The organism is Salinimonas chungwhensis DSM 16280 (assembly GCF_000378185.1).
Taxonomy (GTDB): Bacteria; Pseudomonadota; Gammaproteobacteria; order Enterobacterales; family Alteromonadaceae; genus Alteromonas; species Alteromonas chungwhensis.
The window spans coordinates 110,227-135,386 of the sequence record NZ_KB899381.1; the positions used below are offsets into that span (position 1 = coordinate 110,227).

Here is a 25,160-nt window from a genome sequence, read left to right on the forward strand (position 1 = left end):
ATTCGTTTTTTATATAAGTATGCATTTTTCATCCTTAACTATGCGCGCTCAAGCTACTGCGAGTCACTGAATTTCATGCTAAGGTGCGTCCGGTTTAACATGAATAAGGAAACAGCTTGAGCCTGCAGAAACTCATCGAGCAAGTAGATAACATCGGCTCAGTCGATGATCTTGTTGCAATTAAACAATGTGTCAAGAATTCCTACGAATGGCTGGATGAAGTCTTTGATCACAGCGCTGTCAATCAATTGGTTACCGGCCGCGCCCAGTTTGTTGACGCGCTATTGTTACATCTGTGGGACCTGCTGGGTCTAAACGAAGTCGACGATATTACGCTGTGTGCCGTTGGCGGTTATGGACGTGGTCACCTGCAACCCTATTCCGATATTGATTTACTTATTCTTAGTCGCAAGCCCCTTAGCCAGCCCACTCAGGAAAAGGTCAGCCAGTTCATTACTTTGCTATGGGATATCAAGCTTGATGTCGGGCAGGCAGTGCGCACCATCAAAGAAACAGTAAGCCTGGCAAAAGATGATATTTCAATTGCTACTAATCTTGTTGAAAGCCGACTATTGGTGGGCAACGAGTACGTTTTTGAAAGTTTGCTGGAAGCGCTTAATGGTCGTAATTACTGGTCAAGCAAGGACTTCTTTACGGCGAAGTATAAAGAACAAAAAGCCAGGCACGCTAAGTTTCACGGTACCTCGTACAACCTTGAGCCCAATATTAAAGAAAATCCTGGCTGTCTGCGGGACATACAGTCTATTGGCTGGGTAGCCAAAAAGCATTTCAAAGAATATGACGGCTGGAATCTTGTCGGTCATGGCTATTTTACCGAAGATGAACACAGCGAACTGATACGATGTCGGATGCATCTGTGGCGCATGCGCTGCGCGCTTCATCTGGTAGCAGGTCGTAGTGAAAATCGTTTATTGTTTGATTATCAGCCAGATGTGGCCAAGCGTCTCGACTATGGTCAGGATGGCAAACACTCGGTTGAACGAATGATGCGCGACTTTTTTCGCACTGTACGCCGGGTCAGCGAGTTGAACAAAATGTTGTTGCAGCGATTTCGTTACGACATGCTCAACCAAAGTGTGAAAGAACAACGCATTATTAATGCTGATTACTGGCTGTTAGATAAAATGATTGCCCCGCGCAGGGAAGATGTCATTAACAGCCCGGAAGCCATGTTGGATTTTTTACGCGTTGTGGCAGACACACCCGAGGTAGAAGGCCTCGACACTGCTGCTATCCGACAATTGCGCAATACACGCAGAGCATTTGAGCATCAGTATTTTGTCGATCGTCCGGCTTGTCGCGAACGGCTTATGTCCCTATTCAGACACCCGCGTTTTTTTGATTTTGCCTGGAATATTATGCATGAGTACGGCATTTTGCAGGCTTACCTTCCCGAGTGGGATCATATTGTGGGTATGATGCAGTTTGATCTTTTTCATGCCTACACCGTGGATGAACATACCCATCGGTTGGTGAAATTTATCAACCTATACTTCAGTCGTGACAATCAGGCGTTTCCCCGTTGTAGCAGAATTGTCAGAAACCTGGATAAGCCGGAACTGCTGTATATCGCGGCTATTTTTCATGATATCGCAAAGGGACGTGATGGCGACCACTCCCAACTCGGCGCTCTGGATGTTGAAAAATTTTGTAAAGATCACGAGATTGAAGACAAGGACAGCAAACTGATTGCCTGGCTGGTCGAGAATCATTTACTAATGTCTATGGTGGCGCAACGTCGGGATATCTATGACCCGGACGTAATCAACGAGTTTGCTACAACAATACGTAGCCAGAATCACCTGAACCTGCTCTATGCATTGACGCTGGCAGATATCCGGGCGACTAACGACAATCTGTGGAACGACTGGAAAGCCTCGTTACTGCGTGAATTGTATCTGATGACCCAAAAAGCGCTGGATAACGGGCTGCAATGTCAGGCGACACTTGATGAACGTGTCGAGATGCATAAACAACTGGCTAAACGCCTGCTTGCTGAAAGTGGTGCTGATCAGCAGCAGGTTGATGTTTTCTGGACGCGCATGGACGATGACTACTTTGTTCGTTTCAAGCCGGCACAGATTGCCTGGCACACGCTGGAAATAATCAATGCTGAAACCAGCCTTTTTGTGGATGACCCAGATACACTGCTGATACGGGCTAATGACAGAATCGCTAAAGGCGGCACTGAAATCCTCACCTACGGTAAGGACCGTCAGGCTCTGTTTGCGCAGGTAGCTTCTGTTTTAGACAGTCGTAATTGCTCTATTCACGATGCGCATATTACTGTCACCCGTGACGGATTTTGTTTTGATAGTATGCTCGTGCTGGAAAATGATGGCAGCCGTTTATCATCCGATGCACGTACCCGTGACTTAGAGCAAGCCATAATCGCGCAGCTAAACCGGCCCGGTTTTGCCCATAGCAATACCCGCAAACTTCCGCGCCAGATGCGACAGCTCGATGTGCCTACCAAAGTACGGTTTTTCTCTTTAGAGGACAGTACTCTGGTTGAACTGGAAGCACTGGATGCACCGGGTATTCTGGCGAAGGTCGGACATGCGTTTGTAGACTGCAATGTGACCCTCAAGCTGGCCAAAATTGCCACCATCGGTGAGCGAGCGGAAGATATTTTTATCGTCAGTAACGAACATGGAAAAGCGCTGACACAGGAACAACAAGTGGCGCTGAAACAGCGAATTTTATTTAAACTTGATCAACTTGAAGATATCAACATACCATGAGTGAATTAAAATCTATTATAGAACAGGCATTCGATAATCGTGATGCCCTCTCCCCTTCTGATGCTCCTGACGAGGTAAGGCACGCAGTCACCAAAGCCATCGATTTGCTAAATAGTGGCGAAGCTCGGGTGGCGGAAAAAATTGATGGTGAATGGACGGTCCACCAATGGCTTAAAAAGGCTGTACTACTGTATTTTCGCTTACATAACAACGATGTTATTGATGGCGCCGAAAGTCGCTTTTTTGACAAAGTGCCGCTTAAATATCGTCATTATACCGCTGAGCAGTTTGCCAGTGAGGGTGTTCGCATCGTTCCACCGGCAGCTGTTAGAACAGGCTCATTTGTTGGTAAGAATGTCGTTGTGATGCCTTCTTACGTCAACATTGGTGCTTACGTGGGTGAAGGCAGCATGGTTGATACCTGGGCAACAGTAGGTTCTTGTGCCCAGATTGGCAAAAATGTGCATTTATCCGGTGGTGTGGGTATCGGTGGCGTACTGGAACCGCTCCAGGCGAATCCGACCATTATTGAAGATAACTGTTTTATTGGCGCACGATCAGAAATTGTTGAAGGTGTTATTGTCGAGGAAGGCGCGGTTATTTCAATGGGCGTGTATATCGGACAAAGCACTCGGATCTTCGATCGGGAGACCGGTGAGATTCATTATGGCCGTGTGCCGGCAGGCTCGGTTGTCGTGCCTGGTAACTTACCCGGCAAGGATGGTAACTATAGTCTGTATGCAGCGATTATAGTGAAAAAGGTAGACGCTAAAACGCGCGCTAAGATTGGTATCAATGCGCTGTTGAGAAGCGCTGAGTAAAGCTGGATAAAGCGGTCTTTTTGACCGCTTTTTTTATCTTTTACGCCTCAGATGAAAATAACTTATCTTTTATTCCGTTTACCCAGTCAACTACATCCTGCTCAGGTTCCAGTGTTTCAATAGCATCGACTTCCAGCATATCGGCTACCGGGTTAGCCTGCAGCTCCGTCAACAACTCCTGGAAGTGCCGGCCACCGCCGCAAAAATTTTCATAGCTGCTATCGCCCAATGCTGCCACAGCAAACGGTTTGTTCGTCAATAAGGGAAACTCATCCTTAAGATCCATATAAGTGAACTCAAGATTTGGGGGCACGTCACCCTGTCCGGTGGTAGAGGTCACCACCAAAATCGCGTCTGACTCTGTAAAGTCCGTGACCGCAGCATCCTGAAATAACTCACAGTCGTAACCCTGCGTCGATAAGTTTTCTTCCACCTGTTCTGCGACGTGCTGGGCATTGCCGTACACACTTCCACAGAATATTCCCAGTTTCGCCATAGTTTGTTTCCTTTTATATCTCAAGATTGACCCGATAATCACGCCAGCCTGAGAGTAAATTGCGCATGTCTTCTCGGGGCGTGGTGCTAATTTCAATGACCTTGCCACTGACGGGATGTTTAATCACTAATCTGGTACAAGTTAAGGCCAAATTTTCAAAACCAAACCGTGATTTCAAAAATTTATTTTGTTTTCCGTCCCCATGTGTCGTATCTCCCAGAATCGGATGCCGCAAATGTACCAGGTGACGTCGAAGCTGATGTTTACGCCCGGTAACGGGATGTAGTTTCACAGCTGTATAGCGAGAGGTCGCGTAGCGCCCCGATGCAATGGGCAGTTCATAATGTGCCAGCGAATGATACTCAGTTGTCGCTGGCTGAGGCGGGATTTCCCCCCGGTGTTTATCCGCTATTTTATCCGGTTTGAAACGCAGGGCATAATCGATCAACCCGCTGCCAATAATAAAGCCCCGCACGATGGCAAAATACGTTTTCTGGACTTTCCGAGCCATCATTTGCTGGCCCAGTTCGCTGGCTGTGCTGCCATCGTAGGCAAACAATAATATCCCGGAGGTTGGCCGGTCGAGCCTGTGTACCGGAAAAACATGTCGGCCTATCTGGTCTCGAAGCTGTTGTACAGCGAACTGTGTCTCGCGTTTATCGATAGGGCTGCGGTGAACCAGAAGTCCTGGCGGTTTATCGATGGCGATGAGGGAGTCGTCCTGGTAAATGACTGAAAGATGCTGATGCGGTAATAATTCATCCATGTTGTATTTCGCTCAAGTTGTCTAACGTCAAAAGCAGATGAACCAGCTTGTTATGGTCGGCGCCTAACATTTGTTGCGCCATGGGCGCTACAGCCATATTAATCGGTACATTTTCGTAGTGTTCGCTGTAGTGGTACATCTGTGGCAAAAACGTAAACTGCAACCATTGTTCGAAGGTCATTGTATCGGCGGCAAATGGTATATCCGATGCCATCGCCTCACTGGGCGGGGCATCACTGGACCACATCTCATTTTGTTTTAAATATTGCTCAATCCTGACTAACTGTTGCTCAATAAAGCGTGGGTCTGACACCGTTGTTACTTCTCATAGTGAAACTGGTGCTTAGTATATCAATCACCTGACGGCTGGTCATTGAAGAAACGCGGCGGTACACTAACGCCTTTTATCTGAGTTCGGAGCATTAATGGGCGCGCAGACAATAGAATCAATCAGTGAATTCCTGCTGCATGCAGGGACCAACTTTCAGATCGTGGACATGGGCCGTGACCTGACCACACTGGATGCCCAGGCTTTTTTAGATATTGAAAACGGCGTGGCTCCGGTACCGCGACCCCGTCAGCAACACGGATGGTTCGGTATCATCTTCTGGAATACACAGCAGAAACAGACCGAATATATCTGGTTTGTAAAACTACCGGTGGACGAACAGGGTTTGTTAGTCACGGCCAGTCGTAATCATTTTTTACAGATTATTGTAGATGCCCTGGGCACCAGTCTGGCCCAAGACAGTGACGTGCAGCAAAAGCTGCCTGACAATCCGTATAACTTTGTGCCTAATCAACAACAGATGAGCTTGTTTAACGCCTACGCCCGGCACTTGCTTAACAAACCGCCCGCGCAGGGCACCAGCGACGTAATTCATTACCTACAGCATCCTGCGGTAATGGACTGGACCAGGTTACCGGTTCAGGCCATCGCTGATGTGGCATTACATATAAATGATCGCGAAAAATCTGAGGCCTTGCTGGCCTGCTTCGGCTTATATGCAGAAGACTTTCAGGTCGCGCTGTTAAATGCCTGTGAGCCTGTCGCACTTGATACTGCGCTAATTACATTACTCAGTGACTATTTAAAGAAGGAAGGCCCGTTGACGCGACGTGGCCAGGCCATTCTCAGAGCGCTTACCAGCCACCAGCAAAATAGTCATATTCAAACGCTTCTTGAACAGATACTGCACGATGATGTTGCACTTGATGTTGATTCACTCAGTGTTATTGCAGCCCGCCATTACATGCAGCTGGATAGCGCTTTGCTAAATGCATTTTTTACCCGCGTGGCACATTGCGATGAGCAGCAGAATTTTGAAGGCGCACTATTTAAAGGGTTCTTTTCTGACCTTGTACAGGTACCTCGTTGCCGGGACAAGGTGCTGGCATTATTGCGCTCACCTGAGCGCAGTGAAGTGCTGGCTCGGGCAATAGGTCAGTTATTTTCGCAGGCAAAAGGATAACGGCATGACGCTGGGTGAGCTGGTTTTATTTTTCTTGCTTATTTTAACGGGTATTCAGTTCTGGCGAATTCGCAGCATCAGTGAACAGGCTTACGAACAGATAGGTCATTATTGTAAAACTCACCAGCTGCAGTTACTTTCTGTGGCCCGGCAACGTACTCGCCTTTCGTTCAAATATGGCAAAATAGATTGGCTTTCTACCTTTGCTTTCGAATTCTCTGGTAATGGAGAAGATCGTTACACCGGTCATGTAGATATGATCGGCAAGCGTATGATCCGAACAAATCTGCCACCTTACAAGATTTAAACAGACAAAAAAAAAGCGGCATCCTATGCCGCTTTTTTGTGAATAATGAAGTTCCTTCTCAACATTCCGTTGCAAAATCGTCTACCCTGACGCTTTCCCTTTTCCTTGTTCCCTGTTATCCGGTCAATCCTGTACCGGCTGCCTGATACAGACAGGTCCCTTTCCCTTTATCCACTTTCAACTGCCGTTCCTTTTGCAGCATCCATCTTCCTGACGGCGTCCTAAGTACATCCTGTATCCCGTTCCCTGAGAAAGCATACATCCTGTACGCTACTATCCCTACATCTCCGCTTCCCATCCTTAGATTGTCCATTTCCCTGCATGCTGCATCCGGCAACATATTTAGTCCTTCAGAGCATCCATGCTCCAGTCCAATATTCCCTTAGTCTACAAATCCCTGTAGTAAGCTTCCTTAGCTTCCCTGGTTTTCGTGTCTTCCAGACTCATCGTGTATCCTTGTGACAGGAAATATAGTACTGCTCTGGTAATAGTTTGCTATACGTAATTACAAAAATGTTAGATTGATAAATCTTGTGATCCGTAACTAAATTTAAAAACCCTATACAAAACATAGTGTTTATACTTTGGTCTAATTTTTTTCTCACAAAAAATAACGATTAAACTTACAAAAATGTGCGATATCTCTTACAAACTTAAGGGTTATATTCGACAACCCGGAAATGACATTGAGCGCTTTTATTCGTTCGCTGGTCTGTTTTTAAACAAAATGTTGCCTGTAATTTGAGCGACTTCCAGTTGCTTAACGTGCTGGTATGCATCGTCTTCAAAAAATCGTTGATAGTAAGATAATGTCGCGAACACCCCCACCCCTTCACTGTCGGAATGATTTATAACGATGTTGTCGATAGCGCCAAGCAGAATATGACCCAGACCTCGGTGCTGGTGATCTGGATGGACACCAATAAGGACAATCATGTGGAAATGGCTGGCAGGAATTGCAGCAAGTATATTTTCCTCTTTTTCCACGAGCTGACGCGTGCTGAAGAGGCCGGCTGTCAGCATCATCTTCACCCGCCAATGCCACATTTTGCCTGGCGCAAAGCCCGAGCCGGGCTCTGCTAAGCAAGTAACAGCAAGCATCCGGTTTTCTTCAAACAACCCTATGAGTGTTTGCCCGCTATCCCAAAAGGCATAAAGTTCTTCACGAATAGCGCTGCGCAGACGGCTGTCGTAACCCTCTTTTTCAGCCTGGAAGATGTATTGCAATGTAGCATCGTCGAAATAGGCGTTATACAAAATCGAAGCGGCGACGTTCAAGTCGTCTGCATCTAGGTGCATGGCCTTGATAGCTGAAAGATCCGGCGCGGGGGTGGAAAGCTGACTCATTTAACATTCCTGAATAGTCTGAAGGATTACATACACTGTGTACAAATACTAATCAGAAAACAAGAAAAAAGAAAACCGGTCGCACGGGACCGGTTTGTTCGCATTATAAATGCTGAGACGCGCTGCTGCCCCAGCCTATCAACTCACCGTTTTTAAATACCAGCGGGGTGCACTCATCTTTAGTGGTAATGCCGTCATCCATGGTGCGTTGGGTGCGATAATACAGAATTCGGTAAGTGCCGTCCTCACGCTGTTCCAGCTCACTAAAGTCTGCTACGCCCATCTTGCCGACCACACGTTCATACGCCGAGCCGATGTTAAGATTCGAGATATGCTTTCGGTTATTGTATTCCCTGTCTTCCCAATCCGCACCGCTACCATGTTTGTCGCCATCAACAGAGATAACACAACCTGATAAGAAGACGGGTGCGCTAAGCGCAATAAGTAATGCTATGTGTTTCATGTTCATCCTTTTATATTTTTATTAAACTAGTTTGACGTTATAACTTTGTGAGTTAGCTATCAATTTACTTGCCAGAATTAACTTATTGATTTAACTTAATTATTTTAATCTTTGAATTAGTAAAAATTTTATAATTTAAGCAAACTCACTAAATTTTCGTCAGTATAACAACTGTTTTTACGTTTCTAAGACGCGTAATATACACCGCAAAATACTAAGAGTAAGACTTCCATGGCAGAATCATCGGATCTATCCCTACAGGCGTTGTGTCAGCAAATTAAAGATGAGGGAAACCAGCCTTCTGTGGCTATGCTGAGGGCCAAGGCGCCTTTCAAGATAAGTGTCACAGAGGCGATAGCGGCGATTAAGTCATTTAATGCAGCAGGTATGTCGCGACATGCGCCTAAACCGGCTGCGTCAGTTGGTGATCTGGAAAAGCGCATCAGCGAGCTTGAAAACGCAGTGGCTCTGTTAGAAAAACGCCTCAGCGCTTTGGATAACAATCAAGCGGGTGACGGCGCTAATTGATTCAGGAACGTACTCAGATCGGGAGCCAGGACTTCATAGTGTTTTTTGCCAACCCGTTCAAGTATCACTTCTCCCGAATTGTTGATAATACTAAGAATCAGATTATCGTCATCAGTGAGGCCAAAAAACAGCGTTTCGGGCTGACGTAAACGTCGCTTCATCAAAACATGACCGATTAGGTTTTCCTGCAGACGCTCGAAGTCACTGTCACTGACGACCTGAAGTAGTTCACACTCACCCTGTGGTGCGCGGGCCATCAGATTAAATGAATAGTACCGTGTAAAGAACACGCAATATTGCTGGTCTAGAGTTAGTTCCAGTGCGTCTTCCAGTTTGGCAAAACTATTGGCAGAGGACTGGCGTACCGGTTGCCAGCTTACATGGGCACCTTCATGAACCTCGTCATGCTGGTCGAGCTGATAACACGGCGTCGGCCAATCGGGTTCATACTCGACACGCAAGGGTTGCTGTGCATTTTGTGCATCAGCTTTGTACTGGCCAATTAACTGGTCAATCGCCTGTTCAATGGAATCACTCATAAGGTATTAAAAATATCCTATACTGACTAAATTATAGATGGGGATTGCGGTATTATTCCGGCAACGCCTCGCTAGTTTACGTAATAAGTAATAGTAATGACAAACAAAACAGATTTTGCGCTACCTAAGGGCCTTACACTGGGTGAAGAAGTTACCTACGAGGCCCATTACAATCCTTTACTCTTGCAGGGTGTACCACGCGCCTTAAGCCGCGATGCCCAGGGCATCGACACAGCAAATTTGCCATTTTCAGGTGTTGATACCTGGACTGGTTATGAATTATCGTGGCTGAATGCAAAAGGCAAGCCCCAGGTAGGCATTTTGGAGTGTCAGGTACCGGTAACCTCGCCATTTTTAGTAGAGTCAAAATCGTTTAAGCTGTACCTGAATAGCTTTAATCAGACTCGCTTTGCGTCATTGGCAGAAGTCGAGTCAACACTGGGCCGGGATTTGAGCCAGTGCGCTGATCATGAGGTTGAGGTAAAAGTCTTTCTGCCGAGTCAGTTTGATGCTTTTGATGTCGTGCCACTCAAGGGCACCAATATTGACCATCTGGATATCGAAGTAGACTCCTACACGCCGGACGCCAGCCTTCTAAAAACATTGTCTCATAAGGTAAGCGAAACACTAACCAGTGATCTACTCAAATCCAACTGTTTGATAACCAGCCAGCCCGACTGGGCCAGTATTTTAATTAAATACGAAGGTCGTGCGCTGGATCAAAGCGCACTGCTCAGGTATCTGATTGGATATCGTCAGCACAATGAATTTCACGAACAGTGCGTAGAGCGGATATTTTGTGATTTACAACAATTGCCGGGGATGAACAAGCTTACTGTACTGGCACGTTATACCCGCCGCGGTGGGCTGGATATTAATCCGTTCAGATCGAATTTTGAAACACCCTATACAAATCGTCGCACGGCAAGACAATAATAGCAGGCATTGCCGGCTAGCTATGTCACATTATTAATGCCTACGCTGTCATCATAAATTAGCAGGACAAATGACGAATAAACAGTTGCAGATGGTAAAGCAGCAGCACAGCGTGCTGACGCAGTTTATTATCCGGTTATCTCTGTTCTATCAGGGATATTCTAAAGACATTGATGACGAACTCAAAACGCTTAGAAGCCATTTGGGTGGTGCGGCAAATTTCTCGCTTGCTCATGTCAGTATTAATAAGTTAAATCGTATGTTGCAGGACGACGTAACGAATCTGGAGCATTTCAAAGCCGACTGTTTAAATGATGTCGAGCAAGCAGCCAAAACGCTGATGGCGGCTATCAATAAAAACGATGATGCATTTGCCGAGTTAGTCAGCAGTGTGGGACAGACTCGTCAACCTATGGGATCACTTTACGAGCTGGTTCGATTATGTCTTCGGGTGACCGATATTTTTTCACATGTCGCGCTGACATCCGCCTTGAAGAAAAACAAAACGTTACGTTCTGTTCCGCAACCCCACCCTGCCACTGCCAGACAGACCCATAAGCCCGACCGAATACTTCTTTACCTACAAGAAGAGCTGGCTCAGTTATTAAATAGCTACCTGGCTAAACAACCCGATAATCCCCAAATCTCAGAACTGAAAGAGAAAGTCAGGGAGGGGCTCACTACTGAAGAGCTACTCAATATATGTCTGGCAATTTTGCGCCTGGTGGTCAAGGACTCTATGCAGGAAGCTACCTTTTCGGGCAAAGTCATGCAAAGCCTGCATCGTTCTTTGGGAAATTTGCATCAAAATATGAATGAGAGTCTTGACCTGACCCAAAAGACCTTTGATACGCAGCGTCGCAGTGCGATTCAGATGCACGATCAAATTCAACGAATTGAGAAAAATGTGGCTCGTTCTGAGTCTGGCGACACCATTACGCATCAGGCGCAGGCGCAACTCAGACGGGTGGGCAATGAGCTTCAGCAGCGTGCACAGGACGACCACCAGGCTCAGGAAATACTCCTTCGTCAATTAGAGCAAATGAAAGAGCAGATTTCACAGCTGGAATCTAAAACCCGTTATTATCGCAACAAACTAGCCCGACAAGTGGCGACAAGTCAGACCGACCCGTTAACACGTTTACCTAACCGCCAGGCCTATAACGATCACCTGACAGATGTTTTAAAAAGCCCGGCTAACAAGGAGCAATCACTTTGTCTGGCTGTAATTGATATTGACCACTTTAAATCCATAAATGATCGTTTTGGTCACGCTGCCGGAGATAAAACCTTACAGGTCATCGGCAATCACTTGCGTCAGGCACTGGATGCTGACGACTTTCTGGCTCGCTGGGGCGGTGAAGAATTTGTCCTCGTTATGCCGCGTTCAGGCCATGGTTCGCTTAAACAAAAGTTAGATAGGTTACGAACCGGACTGACGAAAATTCCGTTTAAGTTCAAACAGGAACGCCTGACCATTACCGCGTCATTTGGCGGAACATGTTTCAGTGCAGGTGAAAACCCTGACGACGTTTTCGAACGCGCCGATAGTTTGCTGTATCAGGCAAAACGCTCAGGCCGTAATTGTGTAGTCATCGATCAGGACGATGTTGAATGAAAAAAGTGCAGTTAAACCCGCTTGGCTGGATGAGCCAGCTTTCCCAACTCGAAGTTTCTCAGCTTCAGGATACCACTAACAGCGAACTTTACGATGTGTTCAGAAATTGTTGTCTGGCCGTGCTCAACAGCGGTGTTGATGAAGATAACTATGAGGTGCTTTTTGCGCCCTATGATAACTTCGATGTGAAACTGGTTCGCAGGGAAAGAGGGGTAAAAATCGAGCTTATCGATCCACCAGAAGTCGCCTTTGTTGATGGCAAACTGGTTAGAGGCGTACATGAGCACCTGTTCGCAGTAATGCGGGATATGTTGTTCATGGGAAATAAATATGCCCGAATCGACAACGAACCTGCGTCTGATAACCTCAGCACCACGGATATGGTCTTTGATATGTTACGACATGCTCAGGCGCTGGAAGGTAACGATGATTTAAATACAATTGTTTGCTGGGGCGGACATTCTATCAAGGAGCATGAATACAAATATACTAAAGAAGTCGGCTACCAGCTGGGCTTACGCGAGATGAACATATGTACCGGCTGCGGCCCTGGTGCAATGAAAGGCCCGATGAAAGGCGCCGCTATTGGTCACGCCAAACAACGGTTTAAAAAAGGGCGTTATATTGGCATTTCAGAGCCCAGCATAATCGCAGCCGAGCCGCCCAACGCCATTGTCAACGAACTGATTATCATGCCAGACATTGAAAAACGACTGGAGGCATTTGTTCGCTTCGCCCATGGTATTGTTATTTTCCCCGGCGGGGTGGGCACTGCTGAAGAGCTGCTTTACCTGTTAGGCATTCTGACCAACGAAAAAAATGCGCAGCAAGGGCTGCCGGTTATTCTTACCGGGCCGGCGGGGTCGCAGGCTTATTTTGATGCTATCGATGAATTTGTTGGTGCTACCTTAGGGCCAACAGCACAAAGTCAGTACCAGATTATTATTGATGACCCGGTACACGTGGCTCGTGTACTTAGTGAAAGCAAAGCAAATACTGAGGCGCATCGCCGTGCTGTAGGCGATGCGTTTAGTTTCAACTGGTCTTTGAAAATTGATGAGCCTTTTCAAACCCCGTTTACGCCTACCCATGAGAGTATGTCTGCTTTAGCCTTGCACCAGAATCAAAGTGTTGCTGAACTTGCGGTAGTGCTCAGACAAGCATTCTCCGGGATTGTCGCGGGAAATGTTAAAGCTGAAGGAGTGAAGCAAATCAAAGAAAAGGGACCGTTTCAGCTTAACGGCGATGCCGGACTTATGCGACGTATCGATACACTGTTGCAGTCATTTGTCGAACAGCAGCGAATGAAACTTCCCGGATCTGAATATGTCCCTTGTTATACCATTACGCAAATATAAACTGACGCATTCGGTTACGATTTAGCATTCCTTATACATTAACTTTTAAGGTAAACTGACCGGCGTATTTATCAACAAGTGAAAAAGGATGAATAGTAAGGTAATTCGGCTGATTTTTTTCGGAGCCGCAGCATACGTTGTTTTCGTATTTATGGTCATCACCCTTTATCCGGACAAACCGGAGAATATGGACTGGAAGGACCGGGAAGAATATAACAAAGTACAAATTACCAAACTCTCACTGGGTGCCACCCGTGAGGAAGTCCTTGCGTTGTTGGGCTCGCCTGATATCACGGAAGCAAAAATGGACAGCGAAACCTCCATCCAGGTCATGTTTTACCGAACACAACATGTGCGGGCAGATGGTTTGACCACACAGGATGAATGTACACCGCTATTATTCGAAGATGATCTGCTGGTCGCCTGGGGTGATGGTGCGTACCAGAGTTATTTGAAAAGTTAAGGAAGGCTTTGGCCAGCGTCGAATATCATCAGCTAATTCAGCAAAGCCAGATTGCCAGCAAAGCAATCATTCGTCAGGCGAAAAACTTCGATGGCGTTAACGCTGCGCTGGGGATTGCCAAGCGCTTAATTCATTTTACCCGGCATCACCCTCAGGCGGCACTGGTTGCGGTAAATACGCTGCGCCAGGAGTCAGGTCTGTCCGCTCCCCTGCCCTTGCGAATGGCGCTGATTATGACGGTACTCGGCCAGCGCAGTAAACTCAATGACCACTATCTACAGCATCTGAGTGCGGCAGCTTACATGCTATTTTGTACGGGTAGCTACCACAAAGATACCCAGACGCTTCATTTTGACAAGAGTTTGGTGCAGGGCCTCAAAAAACAACTGAAAAAGCGTCACCTTAGCATCTGGCAGAAAATATTTGCTGCTTATCCTTTACTTAGTCGCCCTCACTTCATCAAATATCTGAAAAGCCCAGCGCTTAAGGAATCGCAGTGGTGGGCGTTAGTAAGCGCTCACATTAGCATTCATTTCAAAGACAGTTTCTTTCCGGTTTTACGCCAGATTGCGCTGCATTCTCCGTTGCTTCGTGAGCCGGCATTTACAGCCTGGGTGGATTACCCGGGAAACATATGGCCCGGAGCGCAGGTGGCCACTAGTCCGCACTCCCTTATCCTATTGGCGAAAGACGAATCTCACTGCGCACTGGTCAAACAAAAGCAGGGGGAACGAAAATTTATAGTAAGAGACATCGTTGACCAACCCGCCTTGCGTTATGTTGGGTTCGACCAGTGGTGGGAATTAATACAACGGTTTGAAACACAGGTTGACGCTTTTATTGCTTATCAGCCCGGTGGCAGAGCCTATCCACTGAGCCATCCACCCTCATCATTGCTCAATATTGTTGATTTACTTCATGAAGCTGAAATAGAGATAGACACCCTGGTTTCAAAGCTTGAAGCCGAACCGGCGTTTGCCAATGCCCTGAAATCGGCAGCGAGCACAGATAATCGAATGCAGTTACCAGTTAACGACGTTAAACAGGCTGTTTTAACCTTTGGCTTAGAGCGGGTTGGCGACATGCTCATCCGTGAGGCTTTAGTTCAGCGGCTTACTCAAAATCACTTTCCATTAAGTCGAACTTGTCAGAATATTCTTGCAGTAAGCGCTAACCTGTCGTCATTGATAGCAGCAGAGTGTGATAGTTCACTGACACCTCAGTCTGCCAGCTTGATAAGTAGCTTTATGGTTGCACCACTATTTAGCCTGCCTGCACTAAAAGTGCTACCTGAATTTATTCACAACGACAATCACCTTCACAGTATCAACAAGCTTGTCGCACTGAAAACGGCCAATCCTTTTGTCGACTTTGCTGCGGAGCTGGCCTCCAACTGGCATCTTCCCGCTCAGCACCGTGCGATATTGCTGCAATTAGACCGCTATCCGGCCGATACGCGAGCCTCTCAGCAAAAAGATGTTGCCGTTGTCATGCTAAGTCTGATCTGGACCCGCCAGTGGCTTTTCTGTCCAGATAATAATGATGCCGCCACGCTTGAGGCATTAAGACAGTGTCTGCATATTTTGTCCCTGTCAGATAAAACCGCGAGTGTTTATCGGGAGAAACTCAGTCATTTACTGTACTCTGCACTACCGGTGTAAAGGCTAACAAGCAACACAGCGCATGAGATAAGGTCAATCTCTACTAGTGCCCGTGGCCTTGTTGCTATAAAATATGCGCGATTTTGTTCCTTTGGCGAAAACACGCCTGAAGAGCGCTTTCGCACCGCTTAGTGGTTCGCCATTTTGACAGCGTCATTAAACATGCTGTTAATTGAAACCTTATACAACAGAAACGAAAATTTACCAGAGGATCCCCCCATGACTCAGCAACGTATTACGGTCATTCGCGGCGACGGTATCGGCCCGGATATCATTGATGCCACCACAAAAATACTGGACCATGTAGGCTGTGATTTTGCCTATGATTATGCTGACGCAGGTCTTGTCGCCCTAGAAAAACACGGTGAACTGTTACCGCAGGAAACTCTGGACCTGATCGCCAAAAATAAAATTGCACTTAAAGGACCATTGACCACGCCCGTCGGAGAAGGATTTACTTCTATCAACGTAAGCCTGCGTAAACAGTTCAAATTGTATGCAAATCTGCGCCCGGTGATGTCTTTCAAAGGTACAAAGGCCCGTTATGAAGATATCGATATTATTACTGTGCGTGAAAACACACAGGGCATGTATTCCGGGTTAGGCCAGAAGGTTTCCGAAGACGGTAACGAAGCCGAAGCGATGAGTAAAATCACGCGAGAAGGCGCTGAAAAAATCGTCACATTTGCTTATGAGATGGCACGCAGAGAAGGCCGTAAAAAAGTTACCGCAGTGCATAAAGCGAATATTCTGAAGTCTACATCGGGGTTGTTTCTTAAGGTTGCCCGTGAAGTTGGTGAACGCTATCCGGATATCGAAAGTGCAGAGATGATAGTAGATAACACCTGTATGCAACTGGTCATGAACCCGCATCAGTTTGACGTCATCGTTACAACGAACCTGTTCGGTGACATCATTTCAGATCTTTGCGCTGGTCTTGTTGGCGGATTGGGTATGGCACCGGGTGCTAATATTGGTGAAGATTGTGCGATTTTTGAAGCAGTGCATGGCTCAGCGCCTGATATTGCAGGTAAAAACCTGGCCAATCCCACCTCAGTTATTCTCGCAGCTGTCCAGATGCTGGAGCACCTTAATATGGGCGATAAAGCTGAAAAAGTTCGTTCAGCGTTAAAAGACGTTATCGAATCTGGCGATCGCACCACCCGCGATTTAGGCGGCCAGAACGGCACTACCGAGTTTACTCAGGCAGTCTTGGATCGTCTTAACAAATAATCACCTTTACCGGGCGCGCTTGCTGGTGCGCCCATACCTTATCTCACCCTGCCCGAAAACTGATCTTCCGACAGACGAATTTTAATGGCTGAGCCACTATCCTTTGTTTCGCCGCTTTTGGCTATTGATGACAAGGATTGAACCAATGACTATTTTAAAAACCGTGTATACCCGATTTTTTATGCCATTACTTTGTGCTGCTGCAATGACCGGCGCGCCTGTTGCTTTTGCCGCTGCTAATGACTCTGCTGTAAATAGTCCCGCCGCCGCACAGACTCAGTCAGAAAAGCTGGACCTGAATAATGTTAGTGTCGAGCAACTGACAGCATTGCCAGGTATTGGTAAGAAAAAGGCACAGGCAATTATCGACTATCGCGAAGAGATGGGGCACTTTCTGGAGGTTGAGCAGCTAACGCAGGTAAAAGGAATTGGGCCAAAGCTGTTAGCCAAACTCGAACACCGCCTTAAAGTCACTCAGTAATTCTGGGCGCTGATCAACGATAGTCTGCGCATGCCCATGGTAACCCTGTGCATGTACCAAATAAAAAAGCTCCCAACCGGGAGCTTTCTATCAGAACTTGAGTGTCGACAAATATTCTTTAAACTCTTCGCCCAATGAAGGATGTCGCAGTGCGTATTCAACATTAGCCTTCATATAACCGAGCTTGCTACCGCAGTCATGACTCATGCCTTTCATATAATACGCATCTACCTGTTCAATCCGCATAAGCGAGTCAATAGCATCTGTTAACTGGACCTCTCCACCTGCACCCGGTGGTGTGTATTCCAATAGGTCCCAGACTTTTTCAGATAGGACGTAGCGCCCTACAATAGCCAGATCCGACGGTGCTTCTTCCAGCGACGGCTTTTCTACCATCTTATGAATTTTTGCCGAATCGCCTGGTGAAATTTCCATACCATCCAAATCGACAATACCAAATTTTGTTATCTCGTCTTTTGGCACTTGCTCAACCATGACCTGACTGACACGACTGGTGTTAAACTTAGCCACCATATCAGCGAGATTGTCTTTCGAAGAATCACTGGCGACATCATCTATGATGACATCCGGCAGCACCACGGCAAAGGGCGATTCACCCACTAGCGGGCGTGCACATAAAATAGCATGGCCCAGACCAGCTGCATGGCCCTGGCGCACATGCATGATGGTGACATCTTTCGGGCAGATTGACTGCACTTCTTCTAAAAGTTGTCTTTTAACCCGTTTTTCTAATGTTGCCTCTAGCTCAAAAGAGGTATCGAAGTGATTTTCAATACTGTTCTTACTGGCATGAGTCACCAAAATAATTTCTTTGATACCAGCTTTAACGCACTCATTGACCACATACTGAATAAGTGGTTTGTCAACCACCGGCAGCATTTCTTTGGGTATCGCCTTAGTTGCTGGCAACATCCGCGTTCCCAATCCCGCTACAGGGATTACTGCTTTTTTTACCTGACTCATGTCTATTGCTTTCCTTTTACTGATAGTCCGCGTCCGATAGCATAATACTGGAGACCGTATTCTGCCATACGCTGAGGTTCGAAAAGATTACGTCCATCAAAGATAAGTGGTTCTTTAAGTTTGGTTTTTATAAGCTCAAAATCCGGTGCCCGGAACATCTGCCACTCAGTGCAGATTGCCATAAAATCTGCGCCGTTAAGCGTGGCTTCTTTGGTACCCATCAAACGCAGGTCTTCCCGATCGCCATACAAACGCTGGGTTTCTTCCATCGCTTCAGGATCATAAGCCTGCACCATGGCACCAGCTTCCCAGAGCCGTTCCATAAGTACCCGGCTGGACGCTTCACGCATATCATCCGTGTTAGGCTTGAATGATAAGCCCCACAGCGCCACTGTCTTGCCTTTCACGTCATTATTGAAATGACGCATAATATATTCAAACAGCTTTTCTTTCTGATCATAGTTAACTGCTTCCACCGACTCCAGGATACGGGCTTTATAACCCACACTATTCGCGCTACGCACTAAAGCCTGAACATCTTTGGGGAAACAAGATCCACCATAGCCACATCCTGGATAGATAAACTGATAGCCAATACGAGGATCAGAACCAATGCCGTGGCGGACATGCTCAATGTCAGCACCAAAATATTCAGCAAGGTTGGCTATTTCATTCATAAAACTAATCTTTGTCGCCAACATGCAATTAGCAGCGTATTTGGTGAGCTCTGCACTGCGGATATCCATGGTAATCACTTTATCGTGATTACGGTTAAACGGCGAATAAAGCTCTCTGAGCTTTTTCTCTGCGTGCTCGCTATCCGTCCCCAGTATGATTCTATCGGGACGCATACAATCGTTAACTGCAGCGCCTTCTTTCAAAAACTCAGGATTAGATACCACATCAAATTCACCCGTTTTACTTAACGCATCGAGCTTACCACTCACTGTCGCTCTTACTCTGTCAGCAGTACCTACCGGCACAGTAGATTTATTGATGATAATTTTGTGATTATTCATGTGTGTAGCAATGGTTTCGGCCACTGCTAAAACATATTTCAAGTCGGCAGACCCATCCTCATCAGGCGGCGTGCCAACAGCGATGAAAATTAGCTCACCATGTTCCACACCCGCTTTAGCGTCCGTGGTGAAAATTAAATGACCAGCATCGAAATTGCTTTTTACCAGCGGCGTCAGGCCTGGTTCATAAATAGGAATCTCGCCTTTTTTGAGGTTGTCCACCTTATTCTGGTCCACATCGACACAAACAACGTCGTGACCTACTTCGGCTAATACAGCAGCCTGCACTAACCCCACATACCCAATTCCAAATACGGTGACTTTCACAACCTTTCCTTTATACATTTTAGCGTCAGTATTGAATAGTGCTGCACCGGTTCTGGCTGTCGGTTTATCGATACAGTTGAAGATACCTGACAGAGCACACTATTTACGCCTAATTTTATTGATCAATTCTGCCGGTACGGCCGGTTATGCCGTCTTTTAAGCCCCGCCACATAAAGCGTCCGCGTAACTTACCCTGGGGGAAATACCAGCGGTTTACGGCGAAACGAATTGGCAATGCCGTCAAGTGACGAAGCTTCCAGTAAACCGGAACATACCTTCTGCGTGAAAGAATAAGCACATTTCGTACCTGATAATAAAGTCTTACTGGTGCACCGCGCTTAAAGTTCATGCCAAACAACCGGTGTCGGCCATCTCCCTGTTTATGGCGCATCACTACACCGGCAGCTTTCAAAACCATATAGTCTAGATTTCGGGCACGCCAGCACCATTCGTGGTCAACCCCGTCAATAAACAGCTCACTGTCTTTTTTGCCAATCTGCTTATACGCTGAGACATTCAATAGCATGCCCGAAGCAATAATCTGCCTTGATAGCACAAGCTCGTCACACAGTGTTTTTTCACGACTTAGACGGGGTTTAACTTGTTGATTATTAAAATCACACAACACCTGAGGACCTACGCACGCCACCTTATCGAATCGATGTAAAGCCAGTTTATAGCTGTCCAACAACCCATTTAGCAACGCTGCAGATAACTGGCTGTCCTGATCTAACAGCAACACGGCCTCGGCCTGGGTCTCGATTGCTTTATCAATGCCTTTATTCTGCGCTTCCGCGATACCGACATTGTCCGGACAGTGAATGTACGTATGTACTGATGGCGGGATATCGGCTAGCACCGAGGGTGAGTTATCAACCAGTACAGTCGGCCAGCCTGATTGTTGCAGCGCGCTGAGCATTGTGCTCAGGTGCGATAGCTCTGGATGATATAGAATAATTACGGCGGCGACTTTCAATGTTTAATTATCTTTTCTAGTAAAATGCGATCAAATTTATACGCCAGTTTTACCACTTTGGAAGGCATTAGGCGCAAGCATAAAACACCGATGGCATAAAAAGCGTTAAACAGTGAATAGCGACGAAGCTTTTTCATGGCAATGAACCGCGCTTTAAATTCATTTAACGATTTTATCAATCCTCGACGCTTGTAAAAATCATTGACGCGCCTGAATTTGAGCAGCTTTTCACGTAAATTTCGAAACTGATAACCGTGGGCAGCAAGATCTATCCATAAAAAATAATCTTGTGTATTCATTCTTCTGGCGTCGTATCTAAAACCCTCTTTAAATACCCGGGTTCTAATGGCTACAGTAGGATGATTAATCGTACAGCGGCGCGGTAACATTCTTACAATGATATGATGCGAAGCGGGCATAACGCGCGAACTAACCGGTATATCTGATTCATTTACTTCCATCAAACCGGTTCCAAGCACATCAACCTGCTCATGACTGTCTAAAAATGTAACCTGTTTTTCAAGTCGCTCTGGCAGGCAGGCATCGTCGGCATCCATGCGGAAAAAATAACTGAACTGGTGTTGGGATAACATCCACTCGATAGCCAGGTTCATCGCCCCCGCAAGGCCGATATTCTGACTATTTTGTGCAATCACCAATCGATAGTCCTTTTTTGCCTGTGCTAATAACATAGCAGTGGTTGCCGCTGGCACACTGCCGTCGACAATTACCAGAAACACAAAGTCGGTAAACGTTTGATTGCGAACGCTGGCTATCGCCTGATGGACCCATTCTGGCCTGTCTCCGTCATAGGTAGACATAGCAACGAGCACCCTCGCGCTGGCGGGAGGCTGCGAAGAAGATATGATTTTAAATGGCTGACAACTGGTCTCGGGCACGAAAAGGTATTACTTACTGACAAAGGGCTGCAATAGTACACGACGAGGGGGTGCTGTGAAAAGCCTTGCGCTTATGTCAGCTTGTTGAACTTTCTTATCATTCGCCAGATGTTTTGAATGATATAGCTATATACCATCAGTAATGCAATAAACCCCCAAAACATTATCCATTCGGGAACGGCAAAAACTTCGCCGAGCACGCCGATGAGACAATACAAGCTGCCCATGAATAATATCGCCACCAATGCCTGATTTGACGATAACCCGGCCCGCATAAATATATTATGCAGATGTTTTCTGTCTGGCCTGAGCATGGACTGACCCTTGCGAGCGCGCCGATACATAATCGCGGCCATGTCCATGAGCGGCAAGCCGATAAGCCAAACCGCCGTGATGGGCCGAAACGCCGCTGCGCCGCCCTGGGCATGATCGACCAGCAACCATACGATGGTCAGGCCGACAAACATACTGCCAGCATCACCCATGAAAATCTTATTGCCGCGAAACCCTTTCCAGCTAAGATTAAATGCCAAAAACGGTACAATCGCCGCAATAATAATAAGCGGCTCCATAATCGCGCCATCATTACCTGCTAACAGCAACAGGCAAACTACAGCCAGTAATACTACCAGACTCATGCCGCCAGCGAGGCCGTCTATACCATCTATCATATTGAACGCGTTGATAACGCCAACCACACAGACAATAGTGAAAAAATAGCCACCGATGCCTAAGTTTACATCGCCTACTGCAAACAGATTACCCAGGGACGTAATATAATTTTGTGCGCTCCACGCCATAATAGCCGCCACACCAAATTGGCACATTAACCGGCCTTTCGCGCTAAGTTCAAACCGATCATCTAGCATGCCAAGCAAAACAATAAATGCTGAGGCGGTGAAAAACAGTGGATTGTTTTTCATCCAAACATCGGTAACGATACTGGCCACGACAACTGCCATAAAAATAGCTACGCCCCCCGTAAGCGGCACCATCCCGTGGTGTCGTTTTCGGATATCAGGTTGGTCAACTAAACCAAACTGATGAGCAAGCGGCGTCATCACTACCAACAGAATCAGTGCCACAAAGAATGCGGTAAACAATGGTACAATTTGAAGGTAATCGAACATGCTAAGAAAAATCCATTGTCATTCAGGTGCCAGAAAAACTACAGTGCTTCGCTATATTGTTATAAAATTTCGTTAAAAAGCAGATGTGGTTTTTCTCCAAAGCTCAGTTATTGTCAGCGCACAGAAATGAAGAAGCGGCCTTGGTGTGCCAATAATAATAAACATTCTGTAATCTGACCACCTTTTTATGAAACTTTACGCCTGACAATCGTCTAACAAACCCACAAAAGACAGGCCTTGTCAGCAATACACGATTTACGCGGGCGGGGTGAAATTTAAAAATTATATGCTATCCTATCGGCCACTTTGATACAGGGATTCCCGTTCATTCTAATGATTGCGAAGAAAAAAATTTTTGGCGTACTAGCACTTACCGCAAGCGTTATGCTGGTTGGTTGCGCGTCTGCGCCTGGCCCGGTCGTGGCTGATGTCCCGCTAGTCCACCCTAATTATACTGTGCAGGATCAGGGCCAGGTAATCAGCATTGCACCAAATAAAACGATCATGCCCGGACAGACGATTTCTTTCGCCGATGCCACCTGGCAGGTGGGTCAGGGATATTTTTCCGCGTCCCAACAACAATGCTTTGCTTTGCATCGTCTGAACACACCGCGACAAATTGCTAAAGAAGCGCGCGTGTGTCAGCAACATTCTCAGTGGATATATTTCCCTTCTGTCTTAAGGCGCTCACTCTCTGGCGACCCGGAATCCTGAAATTTATGAAAAGTAATTTTATGACTCTACTTCGTATTTTTACGACCTGCTTTATAATGCTGACCACCTATAGTGTACAGGCGCAGTCATTAGCAGATTTGCAGCAGCTCAGACAACAGGCGCAGCAGTCTGGTCAGAACCAGGGGCAAGGTGCCGCAGCTGCTCAGTCTCAGGCCGGTACTGTCAATGCTTCGCCAATGACGCTCTCTGGCCCGCGCAACATATCCAGTATGAACGGCGGCCAGCCTCAGAATGGCCAGTATTACAACCAGCCTCGTCAGGGCCAGCCTTTGCCGGGTGAGCCTACTATTGATACGGTTTTTCCTGAACAGATGCCGATGGAAAACCCGCCCTTTGCCGCTAATTTGTTTATTGGCGGATTTGAATCCGAACGGGCAGATGGGCTTAATGATAATTATCTGATTGCGCAGGGCGACAAAATTTCAATCTGGATGTGGGGTGCTGTTAATTTTGCCGATGTCGTCACAGTAGATAATCAGGGTAACATTTTCATACCTAACATCGGCCCTATCCATGTGGCCAACACGCCTGCCGGGTCAGTTAACAGCAGGGTAACCAGCAGAATCAAGCAGGTTTATACGAATGATGTGAGCGTGTATGTTAACTTGTTAACTTCCACCCCAGTCTCTGTATTTATCACTGGCCCCGTGTTGCGTCCTGGCCAGTATGCCGGACAAGCATCAGACAGCGTTCTTTACTTTCTAAAGCGCGCAGGTGGTATTGATTTTCAGCGCGGCAGCTTCCGAAAAATTGATATTAAACGTAACGGCGATATTATCGCATCGGCAGACCTGTACGATTTCATAAAAAACGGCACCTTACCGGATATTTCTTTCAAAGACGGTGATGTCATAATGGTCCGCCCCTTAGGGGCTACAATTGTGGTAGAAACCGGTGCCCGCAACAGTTTTACTTTCGAGTTCACTAAAGACGAGCTCGAAGGCAGTAATCTTACTAGTTATGCGACTCCCAGGGACTTTGTAAATCACGTTTCAATAGCTGGCGTCCGAAATGGTGAGCAGTTTTCCCGCTACCTTTCAGTTAGCGCCTTTGCGGACTTCTCCCTTCAGGCAGGCGACTCGGTGGAGTATATCGACGACCACGAACAACGAGTCTATCGCATAAACATTCAGGGTAGTCATACCGGCCCGTCGCAAATTATGGTGGATAAGGGTACTCGTCTTCAGGAGGTGCTTACCTATATTCAGGTAAATAAAAAGCTTTCCGATCTGGAAAATATCTTTTTGCTGCGCGAAAGTGTTGCACAACAGCAACGGGAAATTCTTGATCGATCGCTTCGACAACTGGAAAGAAGTATTTATACCGCGCCTATCAGCTCAACCGGTGAAGGAAGCATTCGCGTTCAGGAAGCGCAACTGGTTTCCGACTTTATCGCCAGAGCCAGAGAGGTAGAACCTCTGGGCAAGGTTGTTGTCTCCGAAGGCGGTCACACTGCTAATGTACTGCTGGAACCTAACGATACCATAGTTATTCCACAAGTGACCGATTTGGTGCAAATTGGTGGCGAAGTAATGATGCCCCAGGCTGTGGTTTACAATCCAGATGCTACTGCAGCAGATTATATTGCCTGGGCAGGTGGCTTTACGCAGCGAGCCGATGATGAACGTATTCTGGTTATTCGCAAAAATGGCTTGGTTGAATTTGATCAGATTGATGAAGCATTCTTTGATGAAACTGAAGGTCAAGTTGACCTGAAACCCGGCGATCAGTTAATTGTGTTGCCGTCTATTGATGTTAAGTCATTGCAGGCCATTAAAGATATCACCCAAATTGTTTATCAAATTGCGGTTGCTGCAAACGTAGCGCTTGAATAGA

25 protein-coding genes are annotated in these 25,160 nt (G+C 46.7%); 14 read left to right on the forward strand and 11 right to left on the reverse strand.

What is annotated here, in order from left to right:
* Window positions 1-116: 116 nt before the first annotated feature.
* Window positions 117-2,765, forward strand: a complete 2,649-nt coding sequence (glnD, locus tag F458_RS0111075; RefSeq protein WP_018983492.1) for a [protein-PII] uridylyltransferase — start codon at window positions 117-119, stop codon at window positions 2,763-2,765.
* Window positions 2,762-3,586 carry a 2,3,4,5-tetrahydropyridine-2,6-dicarboxylate N-succinyltransferase gene (dapD, locus tag F458_RS0111080; protein WP_018983493.1) on the forward strand — a complete coding sequence of 275 codons (825 nt, stop codon included), beginning with the start codon at window positions 2,762-2,764 and terminating at the stop codon, window positions 3,584-3,586. The genes glnD and dapD overlap by 4 nt, the downstream gene beginning before the upstream one ends.
* 40 nt (window positions 3,587-3,626) lie before the next feature.
* Here dapD and F458_RS0111085 read toward each other — a convergent pair whose 3' ends face one another.
* The 3 genes from F458_RS0111085 to F458_RS0111095 are packed head-to-tail and all read right to left on the reverse strand — an operon-like array spanning window position 3,627 to window position 5,161.
* Window positions 3,627-4,082, reverse strand: coding sequence for a flavodoxin (locus tag F458_RS0111085; RefSeq protein ID WP_018983494.1), 456 nt, complete (start codon window positions 4,080-4,082; stop codon window positions 3,627-3,629).
* Window positions 4,083-4,095: 13 nt separating this feature from the next.
* Entirely contained in the window at window positions 4,096-4,848 is a 753-nt protein-coding gene (locus F458_RS0111090) for a tRNA pseudouridine(65) synthase TruC (RefSeq protein WP_018983495.1), read from the reverse strand.
* Window positions 4,841-5,161, reverse strand: coding sequence for a YqcC family protein (locus F458_RS0111095; protein ID WP_018983496.1), 321 nt, complete (start codon window positions 5,159-5,161; stop codon window positions 4,841-4,843). Before F458_RS0111095 ends, F458_RS0111090 begins: the two co-directional genes overlap by 8 nt.
* 112 nt (window positions 5,162-5,273) lie before the next feature.
* On the opposite strand from F458_RS0111095, the gene F458_RS0111100 reads away from it, so the two are divergent.
* Window positions 5,274-6,320, forward strand: a complete 1,047-nt coding sequence (locus F458_RS0111100) for a DUF3549 family protein (RefSeq protein WP_018983497.1) — start codon at window positions 5,274-5,276, stop codon at window positions 6,318-6,320.
* Window positions 6,321-6,324: 4 nt separating this feature from the next.
* Window positions 6,325-6,627: a DUF3301 domain-containing protein gene (locus F458_RS0111105; protein ID WP_018983498.1), complete on the forward strand. Its 303-nt coding sequence runs from the start codon at window positions 6,325-6,327 to the stop codon at window positions 6,625-6,627.
* 696 nt (window positions 6,628-7,323) lie between these two features.
* On the opposite strand, the gene F458_RS0111115 is transcribed toward F458_RS0111105, so the two are convergent.
* Window positions 7,324-7,974, reverse strand: a complete 651-nt coding sequence (locus tag F458_RS0111115; protein WP_018983500.1) for an N-acetyltransferase — start codon at window positions 7,972-7,974, stop codon at window positions 7,324-7,326.
* Window positions 7,975-8,077: 103 nt separating this feature from the next.
* Complete coding sequence (locus F458_RS0111120; RefSeq protein ID WP_018983501.1) at window positions 8,078-8,437, reverse strand: DUF3192 domain-containing protein; 360 nt, start codon at window positions 8,435-8,437, stop codon at window positions 8,078-8,080.
* 231 nt (window positions 8,438-8,668) lie between these two features.
* Between F458_RS0111120 and F458_RS0111125 the strand changes: the two genes are divergently transcribed.
* Entirely contained in the window at window positions 8,669-8,965 is a 297-nt protein-coding gene (locus F458_RS0111125; protein WP_018983502.1) for a hypothetical protein, read from the forward strand.
* Here F458_RS0111125 and syd read toward each other — a convergent pair.
* Window positions 8,941-9,504 carry a SecY-interacting protein gene (gene syd / locus F458_RS0111130; protein WP_018983503.1) on the reverse strand — a complete coding sequence of 188 codons (564 nt, stop codon included), beginning with the start codon at window positions 9,502-9,504 and terminating at the stop codon, window positions 8,941-8,943. The two genes, F458_RS0111125 and syd, sit on opposite strands and share 25 nt — an antisense overlap.
* Window positions 9,505-9,600: 96 nt before the next feature.
* On the opposite strand from syd, the gene queF reads away from it, so the two are divergent.
* The 7 genes from queF to F458_RS0111165 all read left to right on the forward strand — a co-directional run bounded on the left by queF (window position 9,601) and on the right by F458_RS0111165 (window position 17,254).
* The gene (queF, locus tag F458_RS0111135) at window positions 9,601-10,440 is read left to right on the forward strand and encodes an NADPH-dependent 7-cyano-7-deazaguanine reductase QueF (RefSeq protein WP_018983504.1); all 840 of its coding nucleotides are present in this window, start codon (window positions 9,601-9,603) and stop codon (window positions 10,438-10,440) included.
* Between the two features lie 70 nt (window positions 10,441-10,510).
* Window positions 10,511-12,058: a GGDEF domain-containing protein gene (locus tag F458_RS0111140; RefSeq protein WP_018983505.1), complete on the forward strand. Its 1,548-nt coding sequence runs from the start codon at window positions 10,511-10,513 to the stop codon at window positions 12,056-12,058.
* Window positions 12,055-13,416 (forward strand): nucleotide 5'-monophosphate nucleosidase PpnN, encoded by a 1,362-nt coding sequence (gene ppnN, locus F458_RS0111145; RefSeq protein WP_018983506.1) that lies wholly within the window; start codon window positions 12,055-12,057, stop codon window positions 13,414-13,416. Before F458_RS0111140 ends, ppnN begins: the two co-directional genes overlap by 4 nt.
* Before the next feature lie 88 nt (window positions 13,417-13,504).
* Window positions 13,505-13,879, forward strand: a complete 375-nt coding sequence (locus tag F458_RS0111150; protein ID WP_018983507.1) for a DUF3192 domain-containing protein — start codon at window positions 13,505-13,507, stop codon at window positions 13,877-13,879.
* A gap of 8 nt (window positions 13,880-13,887) precedes the next feature.
* A complete protein-coding gene (locus tag F458_RS0111155; RefSeq protein ID WP_018983508.1) occupies window positions 13,888-15,540 on the forward strand; it encodes an HDOD domain-containing protein in 1,653 nt (550 codons plus the stop codon).
* A gap of 219 nt (window positions 15,541-15,759) precedes the next feature.
* Window positions 15,760-16,773 carry an isocitrate dehydrogenase gene (locus F458_RS0111160; RefSeq protein WP_026294630.1) on the forward strand — a complete coding sequence of 338 codons (1,014 nt, stop codon included), beginning with the start codon at window positions 15,760-15,762 and terminating at the stop codon, window positions 16,771-16,773.
* 145 nt (window positions 16,774-16,918) lie between these two features.
* Window positions 16,919-17,254: a ComEA family DNA-binding protein gene (locus F458_RS0111165; RefSeq protein WP_018983510.1), complete on the forward strand. Its 336-nt coding sequence runs from the start codon at window positions 16,919-16,921 to the stop codon at window positions 17,252-17,254.
* A 90-nt stretch (window positions 17,255-17,344) separates the two neighbouring features.
* On the opposite strand, the gene galU is transcribed toward F458_RS0111165, so the two are convergent.
* The 5 genes from galU to wecA all read right to left on the reverse strand — a co-directional run bounded on the left by galU (window position 17,345) and on the right by wecA (window position 22,589).
* Window positions 17,345-18,238 carry a UTP--glucose-1-phosphate uridylyltransferase GalU gene (gene galU, locus F458_RS0111170; RefSeq protein WP_018983511.1) on the reverse strand — a complete coding sequence of 298 codons (894 nt, stop codon included), beginning with the start codon at window positions 18,236-18,238 and terminating at the stop codon, window positions 17,345-17,347.
* A 2-nt stretch (window positions 18,239-18,240) separates the two neighbouring features.
* Entirely contained in the window at window positions 18,241-19,584 is a 1,344-nt protein-coding gene (locus F458_RS0111175) for a UDP-glucose dehydrogenase family protein (RefSeq protein WP_018983512.1), read from the reverse strand.
* A 115-nt stretch (window positions 19,585-19,699) separates the two neighbouring features.
* Window positions 19,700-20,560: a glycosyltransferase family 2 protein gene (locus F458_RS0111180; RefSeq protein ID WP_018983513.1), complete on the reverse strand. Its 861-nt coding sequence runs from the start codon at window positions 20,558-20,560 to the stop codon at window positions 19,700-19,702.
* A complete protein-coding gene (locus F458_RS0111185) occupies window positions 20,557-21,381 on the reverse strand; it encodes a glycosyltransferase (protein ID WP_018983514.1) in 825 nt (274 codons plus the stop codon). Before F458_RS0111185 ends, F458_RS0111180 begins: the two co-directional genes overlap by 4 nt.
* A 149-nt stretch (window positions 21,382-21,530) precedes the next feature.
* The gene (wecA, locus tag F458_RS0111190) at window positions 21,531-22,589 is read right to left on the reverse strand and encodes a UDP-N-acetylglucosamine--undecaprenyl-phosphate N-acetylglucosaminephosphotransferase (protein WP_018983515.1); all 1,059 of its coding nucleotides are present in this window, start codon (window positions 22,587-22,589) and stop codon (window positions 21,531-21,533) included.
* Window positions 22,590-22,922: 333 nt separating this feature from the next.
* Here wecA and F458_RS0111195 point away from each other — a divergent pair, with 333 nt between their 5' ends.
* Together F458_RS0111195 and F458_RS0111200 are read left to right on the forward strand one after the other, a co-directional pair.
* Window positions 22,923-23,303 (forward strand): hypothetical protein, encoded by a 381-nt coding sequence (locus tag F458_RS0111195; protein WP_018983516.1) that lies wholly within the window; start codon window positions 22,923-22,925, stop codon window positions 23,301-23,303.
* Between the two features lie 5 nt (window positions 23,304-23,308).
* Complete coding sequence (locus F458_RS0111200) at window positions 23,309-25,159, forward strand: polysaccharide biosynthesis/export family protein (RefSeq protein ID WP_018983517.1); 1,851 nt, start codon at window positions 23,309-23,311, stop codon at window positions 25,157-25,159.
* The last annotated feature ends 1 nt before the right edge of the window (window position 25,160 follow it).

Coding starts and splice junctions, on each gene's coding strand:
- dapD (WP_018983493.1), top strand. CDS start 2,762: ATGAGTGAATTAAAATCTATTATAGAACAGGCATTCGATAATCGTGAT.
- F458_RS0111085 (WP_018983494.1), bottom strand. CDS start 4,082: ATGGCGAAACTGGGAATATTCTGTGGAAGTGTGTACGGCAATGCCCAG.
- F458_RS0111090 (WP_018983495.1), bottom strand. CDS start 4,848: ATGGATGAATTATTACCGCATCAGCATCTTTCAGTCATTTACCAGGAC.
- F458_RS0111100 (WP_018983497.1), top strand. CDS start 5,274: ATGGGCGCGCAGACAATAGAATCAATCAGTGAATTCCTGCTGCATGCA.
- F458_RS0111105 (WP_018983498.1), top strand. CDS start 6,325: ATGACGCTGGGTGAGCTGGTTTTATTTTTCTTGCTTATTTTAACGGGT.
- F458_RS0111115 (WP_018983500.1), bottom strand. CDS start 7,974: ATGAGTCAGCTTTCCACCCCCGCGCCGGATCTTTCAGCTATCAAGGCC.
- F458_RS0111120 (WP_018983501.1), bottom strand. CDS start 8,437: ATGAAACACATAGCATTACTTATTGCGCTTAGCGCACCCGTCTTCTTA.
- F458_RS0111125 (WP_018983502.1), top strand. CDS start 8,669: ATGGCAGAATCATCGGATCTATCCCTACAGGCGTTGTGTCAGCAAATT.
- syd (WP_018983503.1), bottom strand. CDS start 9,504: ATGAGTGATTCCATTGAACAGGCGATTGACCAGTTAATTGGCCAGTAC.
- queF (WP_018983504.1), top strand. CDS start 9,601: ATGACAAACAAAACAGATTTTGCGCTACCTAAGGGCCTTACACTGGGT.
- F458_RS0111140 (WP_018983505.1), top strand. CDS start 10,511: ATGACGAATAAACAGTTGCAGATGGTAAAGCAGCAGCACAGCGTGCTG.
- ppnN (WP_018983506.1), top strand. CDS start 12,055: ATGAAAAAAGTGCAGTTAAACCCGCTTGGCTGGATGAGCCAGCTTTCC.
- F458_RS0111150 (WP_018983507.1), top strand. CDS start 13,505: ATGAATAGTAAGGTAATTCGGCTGATTTTTTTCGGAGCCGCAGCATAC.
- F458_RS0111160 (WP_026294630.1), top strand. CDS start 15,760: ATGACTCAGCAACGTATTACGGTCATTCGCGGCGACGGTATCGGCCCG.
- F458_RS0111165 (WP_018983510.1), top strand. CDS start 16,919: ATGACTATTTTAAAAACCGTGTATACCCGATTTTTTATGCCATTACTT.
- galU (WP_018983511.1), bottom strand. CDS start 18,238: ATGAGTCAGGTAAAAAAAGCAGTAATCCCTGTAGCGGGATTGGGAACG.
- F458_RS0111185 (WP_018983514.1), bottom strand. CDS start 21,381: ATGTCTACCTATGACGGAGACAGGCCAGAATGGGTCCATCAGGCGATA.
- wecA (WP_018983515.1), bottom strand. CDS start 22,589: ATGTTCGATTACCTTCAAATTGTACCATTGTTTACCGCATTCTTTGTG.
- F458_RS0111195 (WP_018983516.1), top strand. CDS start 22,923: ATGATTGCGAAGAAAAAAATTTTTGGCGTACTAGCACTTACCGCAAGC.
- F458_RS0111200 (WP_018983517.1), top strand. CDS start 23,309: ATGAAAAGTAATTTTATGACTCTACTTCGTATTTTTACGACCTGCTTT.